This window comes from Luteimonas sp. TWI596 (assembly GCF_039674105.1).
Lineage (GTDB): Bacteria > Pseudomonadota > Gammaproteobacteria > Xanthomonadales > Xanthomonadaceae > Luteimonas.
This window is the reverse complement of record NZ_JBDJMU010000011.1, coordinates 126259-137035: the sequence shown is the minus strand read 5'-3', so window position 1 is coordinate 137035 and position 10777 is coordinate 126259. Positions and strand designations below refer to the sequence as shown.

Below are 10777 nucleotides of genomic sequence, written 5' to 3'. Positions count from 1 at the left end.
GCATCAACAACACCATCAAGGTCATCAAGCGCCGTGCCTACGGGTACCGCGATCAGGAGTACTTCTTCCTGAAGATCCGCGCAGCCTTCCCCGGAATTCAGCGATGAACCTAAAAAAAGCCACCACGGAGTGGCGGCTTTTCTATCCCAAGCCGTTGAGCCAACCCAATGGCGCGACAAGGGCGGAGTGGTGCGTGGATTCTGCAAGCGCCTTCTGGAAGCGTCAACAGCCCAGACCTTCCCCATCGGCCGATCGAGAGAACGACAGCACGCGTACTGTGACCCGCAACTTGATCGAACTGGCTCAGGCATCACCAAGACGGCGACAGCGCCCACGTCGCGGCATGCACCGCATGCAGATGCGTCGTATCGAACAATGGCACCTGCGGCACATGCTGCGGCTCGACCAGCAACGAAATCTCGGTGCAGCCGAGAATGATGGCCTGCGCGCCCTCGGCCACCAGGCGATCGATGATCGCGAGATACGCCGCGCGCGATGCGTCCAGTACGCGGCCCAGGCACAACTCGTCGTAGATCACGCGATGCACCACCTCGCGGTCGTCAGGCGCCGGCGTCAGCACCTGCAAGCCATGCCGCGCCTCCAGCCGCGCGCGATAGAAATCCTGCTCCATCGTGAAACGCGTGCCCAGCAACCCAACGCGACGCAGACCCTGCGCCTGGATCGCCTCGGCCGTCGGATCGGCGATGTGCAGCAATGGAATCTCGACCGCCGATTCGATGTGCCTGGCCACCTTGTGCATGGTGTTGGTGCACAAGACCAGGCCCTCCGCACCCGCCGCCTGCAGACGCCGCACCGCGTCCGCCAGCAGCGCGCCCGCAGCCTCCCACTGCCCCGCGTGCTGCAACCGCTGGACCTCGTGGAAGTCGACACTGAACAACACGATTCGGGCCGAATGCAGACCGCCCAACCGCTGCTTGATGGTCTCGTTGATCGTGCGGTAGTAGGGAATCGTGGATTCCCAGCTCATGCCGCCGAGCAGGCCGAGTGTTTTCATGGCGGTCCTCGATACGTGGCGCGGCGGAGGGCGCAATGTGCGCTCGAGGATAGGGCAGCCGGGGCGCGTTGACCTTCGACGGTGCCATCAGTTGCCCGGCAGCGTGCGCGGGCCGCCGCAGGACTACGGCGCGATCGAACAAATCCAGCTCAGCTTGGGTACGGGCCCGTAGCCAACGACAGCCTCTACGCCGACTTGGGCGCAGGTTGCAAATACTCACCGGCGGCCCAAACCGGCCCGTTTCACGCCCGGCCAGGCGGCGATTCGCGCTTAACCAGCACGACATGGAGGCCGGCCCAGATTCAATCCCTTTCCCCGGCAGCCAGGCACCCCGGCGGTGTGGCAGCGGGACGCGGAGAACGGAGCCTCGAGCATGCCCGCTACCGACACCACTATGGTGCTGGTTAAGACCCGCCGCCAGGCGTGGGGCTGCAGATGGATGCCCGGAACGGCGACAAACAGACGCTGTGGGCATCCCACGCGTATCGGGAGGCGAAGATCGAGCGCGACGGCCGCTCCCCGGCATCTCGATCCAAGGCAACAAGGTCGCCGCGAGCGCCGCGCACCATTAGCAACCTCGGGCTCGGCTACGAGGCAAGCGATGCGGCTGCAGTTAAGTCTACAGGTCCAGGTGCAGGTCAACTACTACCTCGAGGAGCAGAGCATCACCGACAAGTTCAGCGGCTTCGCGGTCCTCGACCTGCGCGCGAAGTTCCGCATCACCCCCCCGCATGCACGTAGACGTGCAACTGTGGAACATGACGGGGCGCGAGTATGTCTACGCCTGGTACGACAGCTTCTTCTGGGAGGACGCCCGACCCATGTTTTCCCCCTCGACCGGGCGGAGTGCGTTCGTGTCGATGACGGTGAACTTGGAGGCGATCCGGCGCGCCTTTGTCGGGCGTCTGTGTCGCGAACGAAGGTCGAGCGCCGCCAGCGGTCCGCGCCAGCACTTTGCTGTTAGTACGATAGGTTCCCGAGCGCTCACCGCAGAATCTACGACACCGCTAAGTTCAGTCGTTGACCGACCGGGCAAGTCCACGATCGCCCCGAAGCAGACATTCAAAGGGTACCGCAGCTTCACTCGGTCTAGAGAGTCCTCCACGGTCAGATCCGACTCGCCGCCATCGCAGGATGGCCATGGCGAGCCAGCCTGACCTCGGCGTAAAACGCACCTCAAGATCGGAATTGATCAGCAATGAAACCCCGCAAAGTCCGGGGCAGTCTGGTGATAACATCGCCTGGCAGGCCTTGAGCCCACGGGCCTCAAGACATCTCTGGGGGGGAGATATCCATGACGAGCCAAGAGGAAGGCTCCGCGCCGATTGAGATCGAGGCGTGGTTGAACAGCAAGACTAGTTGGTTGCGGGCAGCCGCGCATGATCTGATCATCCACCGGCGCACGCCGGATGAGGCAGGCATCGACGCGCTGGCAGATCACTGCCTGAAAGAAGCCGCAAAGACGTTGAACCAGGAATCCGCTCTGCTGGCGCCAGGCGCGATTGCCGGCACCCCGGGGCGCGCAGGGCTGCGACTGGAACGGCTGTTCGATATCCGTGGTGTCAATGCGTTGAGCGATCAAGCCCAGCTCAAACTGGGGGACTCGGATTTGACGATCGTGTATGGCCCCAACGGATCCGGCAAATCCGGGTACGCGCGCTTGACCAAACATTTATGCGGGGCGCGCTTGGCGGGTCCCATGCATGGCCACGTCTTTCTGGGCGCCACCGAGAAACCCGCTGCAACTGTGGAAGTCAGGGCAGTTGATGAAAACGGGCCGGCGGCTGAAACGTCCAGGTTGGTGTGGGATCTGGCGAATGGGCCGTTGACTAAGCTGAAAGCGATTCCAATATTCGACACCGTGACGTCCGTGGAGTTCGGCGAAAACGCGACATCGGCTACGCACATGCCTGGGTCCATGGTGTTCATGGGACGTCTCATCGAGATCTCTGATCGCGTCGGCGCCAACCTGCGCAAGCGAGCGGACCTGCTTGTGAAACAGCTGCCGCAAATAGATGCGGACTTGTGCCAATCGCAGGCTGCTGCGGCACTTCGAGGGCTTCTGAAGCCTAAAGCCCAAGAAGCGGCCATTGATGCTGCTTGCAGCGTGTCCGACCAGGAGCGCGTGGAGCGGGTGACCTTGGAAGCGGCCTTGGCACAGGCAAACCCGGCCGAGCTCCATACCAAGGTGGTCAAGCAGTTGGAGCAGCTCGCCAAGAATAAGCAATCGGCGCTAGATCGAGAAGCAGCCACTTCCGTCGACCGAGCCAACGCAATCATCGCTGCTCGAGCTGGAGCCATCGGCAAGCGAACGGCGGCTAGCGCGCACGCGACCGCGTTCTTCGACAAGATGCCGCTGACGGGCGTTGGAGAAAAGGTTTGGCGCAACTTGTGGGCGGCTGCAGAAGCGTATTCTAAGGCCTCGGCCTACCCGGATCACGAGCACCCGAACGTCGACGAACGGGCGAGGTGCGTGCTGTGCCAACAGGGCCTCGGCGCCGACGCTAAAGCGCGCATGCTCGGGTTCTCCGAGTTTATTCAGAACAAACTCCAAGCCGACGCAGCGGCTGCCGAAACGCACGTTAGCGACCTGACCAAGACATTGCCGATCACACCCGACGCGCAAGTGTGGGCCGCCGTGAGCCAAGCCATTGGGTTGGACGTGGCCGTTGGCGAATCACTGCGAGTGGCCGTGGACGCGCGAACCAGTGCTTTGAAGACAGCCTCCGACATCGCGGGCGTCCCCAGCGTGGATTGGTCGGTTTGGCACGCCGCGCATGCCAAACGGACCGCAGATTTGGAACTGGAGCGCGATCAACTTGCTGGGCTGATTGACGTGGAAGGCAGGACAGCCAGTCAGGAGCGGCTGCTCGAGCTGCGGGGCAAGGAGTGGCTGGCTGCGAACGTTTCCGCCATACAAGCCGAGGTCAAACGCCTGACAATGGTCGCAAGGCTTGAGACAGCCATCCGCTTAACGGCGACGCACACGCTCACGACGAAGAACAACGAGATCGCCAGCGCGGAGTTGGCCCAAGGGTTCTGCGATCGCTTCAATGCCGAGATGCGGAAGTTGGGCGGCAAAGGCTTGCCGGTGGTAATGAATCACAAGTCCCAAGGCAAAGGCCGATTCACGTTCTGCGCGGAACTGCTAGCTCCCAAACAGGCCGTCCACAACCGCGAGGTGTTGAGCGAGGGCGAGCAGCGGCTCATTGCCTTGGCCGCGTTCTTGGCCGATGCAACCGGAAGCGATCGTTCTATTCCTATCGTGTTCGATGACCCTATCTCATCGCTGGACCAGCGGTTCGAGGAGGCGGTAGCCGCGCGGATCGCCGAGCTTGCAGAGAGCCGTCAAGTCATCGTGTTCACCCACCGGTTGTCGCTTATTGCCCTACTGCAAGACGCGCACGAGAAGCGCGTCGAGAAGGGCTCCAAGGTCCGCTGTAAGGTCATCGCGATCAGGCGGGAAGGGCATCAGACGGGCGTGCCATCCTCGGTAGACACGTTCTCACTGAAGCCAAAGCCCGGGCTAGGCCAGCTCGTCAGTGACATGGGCGCGGCTAAAAACCTGGAACCGAAGTTCAAGCAAATGGCATTAAAGGATGCCTGCAGCACCTTCCGCATCCTGGTGGAACGCACGGTGGAAATTCACTTGTGCGCGAATATCGTTGGGCGCTTCCGCCGCGAGATAAAAACGATGGGAGTACTCAAGAAGCTGGTGGCCATCGAACCTGCAGATTGCATCTACATCGATGATTTGATGTCGAAGTACTCTGCCTTTGAGCACTCCCAGCCGGACGAAACGCCTGCCCGCTTGCCCGATCCCGACGAGATCATCGCCGACGCCACTGCGCTTCGGGCGTGGATCGATGATTTCGAGAAGCGGGCAAAAAGCGCCGCGGAGGGAAAGCGGTAGCATGAACTCAATCAATCCAACGGGGATTTCTCTCTGAACGGCGGGCCAATTCGGCCGAAACCGTCCTTTGATCATGTCGAGCGCCTGCACAACGACAAGAGAGTCGGGAACGAGCCTTCGATGGCAGCGCGCATCTCGACGGTTCTTGAAAGGCAGGGAGTCCATTCCATCATCCAAGCAAACGCCGCTTCGCGGCGTGGCGATGCTTAATCCAAGGATTCGATGCGAGTCTCTTTCACGAACCCATCCTCAGAATTTCGGATTCATTTATCCACAGAAGCTGGGAGAGAATCGATGAAGCACACTGGTTGACTAAGCCAAGCTGCCAGGCATATAGCATATTTTGATTAATCCGCCCCAAGGCATTCGAGCATGATTCTTCCTACCTTCTGGCAAATCCTGCAACGCGAGCACGAAAGTTTCAAATTCGCGGATCTGTATTTTCCTGCGCCAGACGCAATTAAGTAGCGAAATATCTCAGCGGCTCAAGCCTCAAGGAAAACTGACGCGGTACATAAAACAACATGGATGATACCAATGCGAATTCCAGCCGCCCACGCGCATCGCTACGTCTACCATTTCTCCCACATCGACAATTTGCCCGGTCTGCTGAAGCACGGATTTCTATCAAATAATCACCCCCAGTTCCCGAAGAAGCACCGCTCGATCGCCTCTTCTGGCATCCAGAAACGTCGTGCCGCGATGCAAGTCACCTGCGCGCCCGGCGGATGTGTTCATGATTATGTGCCGCTTTACTTCGGCTCGGTCAGTCCGATGCTTCTCGGCGTGGTCAACGCAAAGAATGTCGACCAATACGACATCCTCTATTTCGAGTTTCCGATCACGCTGGTCGATCAGCCTTGCGCGGTGTTCTCAAACGCCTCGGCTAACACGCAGGTTCCGCCCACCTTCTACAGCGATCCCGCAGACCTCCACAAACTCGACTGGGCGGCGATCGACTGCCGCAAGTGGGGCAATGTTGACGAGAATTTTCGGCACCGGCGCATGGCGGAGCTGCTCGTTCGGGGGCAGCTTCCTGTCACCGCCGCCACGCGTTGCGTTGTCTGGAACGAAGACGTGAAGAAGCGGGTCCAAGCGATCGTCGGAGCGACGCCATTTCCTGCTATCCAGTTTCAGAACAACAGGGAAAGGCCGCATTGGTTCACCGATTTCGCCAACGGGGGCACTGCAAGTGTAGTCAAAGGTCCAGGCGAGATCGCGATGACCTTCAAACAGGCTTGCGCCGCTGTGAACGAGCATGCGGGCTCACATGCCAGCACCGCGAAGTTCACGAATCTGAAGGAACTGCGCAACGGGCTGCGCGCGGACTTCGGCTGCCTGCCCGAGACTGCCGAACTCGTCGGACTCAAATCCGAAAATGGCGTGCACAAGCGGACGGTTGACGTCCATACCAAGGAGGTGGTCGAGAGACTCTTGTCGCTGCCGGAATTCGCCGCACTCGAGGAGGAGCCGCAGCTCCTAGTCGAGATCGCCGGCTACCTCCATGACATCGGCAAAGGGCCACGGGCGCGGTGGGACACGAATGACGGGCTGCAGAAGGTCGATCCCAATCATCCGGTTGGAGCAATGCCGATGATGGTGGCGATCCTCATCAAGCATGTCGGCACGGTTAGCAAAGTGTCGGTCAGGAAGCTGATGAAACTGGTCTGCTACCATGACCTTGTCGGCGACGTGCTTGGCAAAGAGCGGGACGAACAGCAGATTGTCGATGTTATCGATAGCAAGGAAGAACTCGACATGCTCTTTGCCCTTGGCAAGGCTGACACTACCGTGCTTGTTGAACATTGGTGGAAAGAACTGGCAGCAAAGGCGCTCTATGCTCGCTGCCTGAAAGCGATCGAGGAGGCGTTGTAAGCGCGCTATGCTGGAATTCACGCAAGGCGACATGTTCGATACTCCGGCGGACATCCGCGTCAACACGGTGAACTGTGTCGGCGTTATGGGCGCTGGCGTCGCCCTCGCGTTTAAGCAGCGCTACCCCGCAATGTTCAAGGATTATCTGTACGCCTGCAAGGATGGCCGGGTTCGCCCAGGGAGGATGCACGTCTGGAAGTCTCTAGAAGGCGACTGGATCATAAACTTCCCCACCAAGCGCGACTGGCGCGATCCGTCTCGTTACGAGGATATTGACGCTGGCCTCGACGATCTTCGCGCTTATCTTGACAGCATGGGGCCGGTAACCGTCGCGCTGCCTGCGCTGGGATGCGGACACGGCGGGCTAGACTGGGGCCGGGTCTCAGTGATGATCCAGAGCAAGCTCGGCGACATAGATGCACGCGTGTTGGTGTTTGCACCATCCGCATCGCGGCAGGCGGGACGCTCGGCTATCGAGGTGCCAACGGACGACGAGCTCGAAAGCACCGAGAAGCTCGGCTATCGGCTGGTGGAGCCCGGCGCAGTGCCGGCGCTGCAACTGCATAGCCCGATCTACCTGATCGGCAAGGAGCAGTCGCTGTCGCGCAAGTGGATCGCGCTCTTGCCCTCCCGCACACCGGGGGCGCGCGAGATTCAGGCGCTTCATGCCGTCGCAGGCGAGCTCGCACGCTCCGAAAGCGCGGCGACAGTGGCGCTGGTTCATGGCGCGAAGGTGAGTGAGGAAATTGCCCAAGTATTTGTCGACCAAGGCATCAACACGCTGTTGCTTCTCCCGTTCGGCGTGCTCACCCGCAAAGCGATCGCGAGGCGACCGGCTATTGACCCAGTGAGATCACCGGCGCTAGCTTCTGCTGCGCCTGCTAACGCGAAATGGTCGCGCCACCTGTTCGCTCAGGCGCAGGATCTGCTCTGTGCCAACGCTGCGGCGATGCTGCTCTCGGATCCGGAAGCGGACTGGTTGACCGCCAAAGGCATCGGCAAATGGGCACAGACACAGATTTCCTATATCCACTACGAGACCACGCCCATGCACATGCGCGAGGCACTTGCCAGTGTCGGCGCTCGCCGGATTTCCCGCCGTCGGGAGGATGGAGCGCCTGACATCGGCCATCTAGTCAGCGCCGTAGACGCGGACCGGTTGGGGCAACCGGATTCAGTGAACGCGTGCGAATACAACTCGGAGGCGAGCATTGTAGACCAGGCATCGACAACCAGGGTGCCAGAAGCCGCTGGCAGTGCTGCCAATGTCGTCACAATCGCGTGGGGCAAGGTTCCGCAAGCGGTACGCCGGGAGTGGCTTGAATTGCTGAGTGAGTGGAATGGAGCCGACGTTGTGGTCTCGCTTAAACTGCCTACGCCCCTGTCTAAGATCGACCGCGAGCGCATCGCACACCTGCTTCCTGCTGGAAATGAAAGCTAGATGAGCCGAGGAAGGTGCCTTCATAGCTTGATATATATGGCTCCTCGAGCACTGGGCAGCGAGTTGGATTACACGTAGGATTTGGAACGCAGATTGGCGGGCCCGTGCGCGGCCACCAAGCACGACGTGTCTTGAACCGGCTTCAAATTCCGGATTCCGATTTCTCTCGGTTGAGCGACCACGACAAATCAGTATGAGCGTCTGCTGTTAACGAGCAAGACGACGACTTATTTCGATACCGGTCATTCACCCCATCTACAGTGAAAGACGGTTTCTGGCCAAAAGGGGCCAGACCGCTTGACAATCACGCATCCTCCTCGCACACTCAACCCCGGAGCCTAGAAACTCCTCACACAGCGGTACCCACCTCCGACAAACCGGTGGGTTTTTTGTGCCCGAGATCCTTTCGAGCACAACCGACGCGTTGCCTGCGTCGGGAGGGCGGCTAATACAACACCCTTCGGGGAAATACGCCCGCCGTCTGTGTGCGGTTTCTAGCCTCCCGACTTCCCGTCGCCGTTTCCGGCTGGCGGGTCACTTCGATGGACTGAAGGAGGCAACATCATGTCGAACCACGACACGCACGACACCGAGCGGGCTGGCTACTTTCTGCCGGAGGACGACCGCACGCGGCTGGCGAAGCTGCGCGACCACATGGAGTTTCTGTCGCGTCTGGCGGAGCCGCGTACGCGCGATGAGGAACTGGACGACCCGCCCGAGGTCAGCCACGGCGAACTCGCCACGTGCCTGGCGATGTTGGCGGAGCAAGCCGAACTGGTACTGGAGGCCATGGCGTGGCGGCCACGTCCGGACGCGCCGTCCAAGCCGCGTGCCGCAACGGCGACCAACGACGCTGCCGCGCCACCGAGCGAGCCTGCGGACGACCCGGAAGCGACGCCCTATGCAACGCCGTACGCCACGACGGATTCGCCGGCACGTGCCATCGATATCCCGGAGGCGTATGTCTTCGGCGTCACCATCGATCAGGCAGACGCACTCGACCGGCTGGTGCAAACGCTGATGGCCCATGGCGACGTGTTGGCGTCGGGCCATGAGGACGATCTGGCCGATGCCACGGTGCCGACGCTGGGGTTGGCGATCTCGGAGGGCGCCGATGCCGTCCGGGAGATTCTGGAGCAGGTGCAGGATCAGCTGATCGAGCGCAGCGCCAAGTCGCATAGCGGCGTGCGCGAGGACCGGCCGGCGTACGGCGTCGCATCGCCTGCGCGTGTGTCGGAACAACTCGCCCTGCACTGATCGGCTGACGGGTCGGGTTCGCCGCTGCGCTGCTGCGCAGCGGCGGGCCCGCTCCCGTTGTCGCTGCCCTTTGCGCTGTTGTGAGCGCACGTTCGTCATGGAGGATCCCATGTACCGCCGCACCGACACCCTCGACATTTCCATTAGCGGAGCCCGAGCCGGCGCGCCCTCATCACCTACCGATGCGGGCACCCCACGTCATTTCGGTCACGACCACCCCGCCAAGCCCCGTCGCTCGCGCCGGCCACGGCGTTGCACGGTCGGCTATCACCACTACGCAGTGCACGATCGTTACCGGGGCGACGACGAGGTGCCCTACCTGCGCTTGAGCGGGCTCTGGCTTGACGCACTGGGCTTCAACGTCGGTACGCGTCTGCGCATCACCGCTGGCAAGGGCGTATTGATGCTGACGGTCGATGGTGCGGAGACCTGATATGCGCCGATACCGCGCGATCCATGACATCACCCTCGGCTTGGAGACGATCGCTTGGACGGCTTGACTCTCCATGACCTGGACGACGACATGCTCGCGCGTCTGCGCCTCCTGGCAGCGCAACACGGCCATTCGATAGAAGACGAGGCCCGGCGCATCTTGATCGATGCGCTGTGCCCCGATACCGCGTCAGCCGCAAGCCCCAGACAGAGGATCGATGCCGGGCCGTCACCCGAATCATCGGGCAATGCCAGGCGCAAGCCGCCCGCCTCCAGCACGGATGCGTGATCGCGAGACAGTGGCAGCCCGAATCCAATCGATGTCGATGGAACAGGCACTTCGAGCTTGCCCAGGCGCATGGGGTATTCGTGCCGACGCGATGCAGGACTCCTGTTTCACCTCAGCCCGAGGAGGCTGTCATGAAAGAAGCGAAGATCACCTTCCGGGTCGATACCGCCTTAAAGATCGAGTTCGCCAAGGCTGCCGAGGCCATCGGCTGTAGCAGCGCACAGCTGCTGCGAAGCTTCATGGGCGAGTTCATTCGCCAAACGCAGACCTCCGCAAGTTACGAGGTTTGGTTTCGCAATGAAGTTCAGCGCGCTATCGAGTCTGCGACCCGAGGCGGCTTGGCCTCGAACGAGGACGTGGAGGCCCGTTTCGCACGACGGCGCAACGCGACGCGCGGCCTGACCTCTTAACACTCGCCGGGGCGCCATCCTGTCCCGTATGTCCCGCACGCGCCCGTCGCCTTTCGCGCCCCCGGCAAACACGCGACAATGCGGGGCGCTGCGTCGTTCGCGACGCGCGTGCCATGGCCTTGTCCCCTTGCGGATGCAGCGCCAC

9 protein-coding genes are annotated in these 10777 nt (G+C 61.3%); 8 read left to right on the top strand and 1 reads right to left on the bottom strand.

The genetic code is table 11. From position 1 onward, the window contains the following. Positions 1–107: transposase (locus tag ABE487_RS10615; RefSeq protein ID WP_346448448.1), on the top strand; the 107-nt coding region annotated here is incomplete at its 5' end. A 203-nt stretch (positions 108–310) separates the two neighbouring features. On the opposite strand, the gene ABE487_RS10610 is transcribed toward ABE487_RS10615, so the two are convergent. Beyond that, entirely contained in the window at positions 311–1015 is a 705-nt protein-coding gene (locus tag ABE487_RS10610; RefSeq protein ID WP_346452770.1) for an aspartate/glutamate racemase family protein, read from the bottom strand. Positions 1016–2309: 1294 nt separating this feature from the next. On the opposite strand from ABE487_RS10610, the gene ABE487_RS10605 reads away from it, so the two are divergent. From ABE487_RS10605 to ABE487_RS10575, 7 genes are all read left to right on the top strand, one after another. Further along, entirely contained in the window at positions 2310–4928 is a 2619-nt protein-coding gene (locus tag ABE487_RS10605) for an AAA family ATPase (protein ID WP_346452769.1), read from the top strand. 537 nt (positions 4929–5465) lie between these two features. Next, positions 5466–6803, top strand: a complete 1338-nt coding sequence (locus tag ABE487_RS10600; protein WP_346452768.1) for a DarT ssDNA thymidine ADP-ribosyltransferase family protein — start codon at positions 5466–5468, stop codon at positions 6801–6803. Positions 6804–6810: 7 nt separating this feature from the next. Then, complete coding sequence (locus tag ABE487_RS10595) at positions 6811–8244, top strand: macro domain-containing protein (protein WP_346452767.1); 1434 nt, start codon at positions 6811–6813, stop codon at positions 8242–8244. Positions 8245–8808: 564 nt separating this feature from the next. Further along, on the top strand, positions 8809–9501 hold the full coding sequence (locus ABE487_RS10590) for a hypothetical protein (protein ID WP_346452766.1): 693 nt from the start codon (positions 8809–8811) through the stop codon (positions 9499–9501). Positions 9502–9610: 109 nt separating this feature from the next. Next, positions 9611–9934 (top strand): SymE family type I addiction module toxin, encoded by a 324-nt coding sequence (locus tag ABE487_RS10585; RefSeq protein WP_346452765.1) that lies wholly within the window; start codon positions 9611–9613, stop codon positions 9932–9934. A gap of 54 nt (positions 9935–9988) precedes the next feature. Continuing rightward, positions 9989–10222 (top strand): hypothetical protein, encoded by a 234-nt coding sequence (locus ABE487_RS10580; RefSeq protein WP_346452764.1) that lies wholly within the window; start codon positions 9989–9991, stop codon positions 10220–10222. A gap of 131 nt (positions 10223–10353) precedes the next feature. After that, complete coding sequence (locus ABE487_RS10575; protein WP_346452763.1) at positions 10354–10632, top strand: hypothetical protein; 279 nt, start codon at positions 10354–10356, stop codon at positions 10630–10632. The last annotated feature ends 145 nt before the right edge of the window (positions 10633–10777 follow it).